This is a genomic window from Alitiscatomonas aceti, from assembly GCF_025567195.1.
GTDB lineage: Bacteria > Bacillota > Clostridia > Lachnospirales > Lachnospiraceae > Alitiscatomonas > Alitiscatomonas aceti.
The window spans coordinates 92751-93347 of the sequence record NZ_JAOQJF010000010.1; the positions used below are offsets into that span (position 1 = coordinate 92751).

2 pseudogenes are annotated in these 597 nt (G+C 50.4%); both read left to right on the forward strand.

Annotated elements, in window-relative coordinates:
- Positions 1-358, forward strand: a pseudogene (locus OCV69_RS17100) (type IV secretory system conjugative DNA transfer family protein); the annotation flags it as partial.
- A gap of 71 nt (positions 359-429) precedes the next feature.
- A pseudogene (locus tag OCV69_RS17105) lies at positions 430-597 on the forward strand (recombinase family protein); the annotation flags it as partial.

The following is a 597-nucleotide window of genomic DNA, read 5'->3' on the forward strand; positions in this document are numbered from 1 at the left end:
GCCTAGCCTGCACCCGTTGGATCTGCTGGTGGGGCTGTGCTGCGGTGCTGGCCTGCGTCTGGCGGTGTATCTCAAAAGTAAAAACGCCAAGAAGTACCGTCACGGTATGGAGTATGGCTCTGCCCGTTGGGGAACCCGTGAGGATATTGTTCCCTACATCGACCCGGTGTTCCAGAACAATGTCATTCTCACAAAAACCGAAAGCCTGACCATGAACAGCCGACCCAAGGACCCAAAGACCGCCAGAAACAAAAATGTGCTGGTGATCGGCGGCTCCGGTTCCGGCAAGACCCGCTTCTGGCTCAAACCGAATTTGATGCAGATGCACAGTTCTTATGTGGTCACAGACCCAAAGGGCTATACTTGGAGAGGATAGAGAAAGGGTGTGTCACACGAGATAAAAGTACATAACGAAGGGAGGTTAAAACCGTGGCAAAGAAAGAAGAAATCAAAATCACAGCGTTGTATGAGCGACTGTCCAGAGATGATGAACAGGTCGGAGAATCCAACAGTATCCAGAATCAGAAAATGTACCTTGAAGAATATGCCCGTCAGCACGGCATGAGAAATATCCGGCATTTTTCGGACGATGGGTAC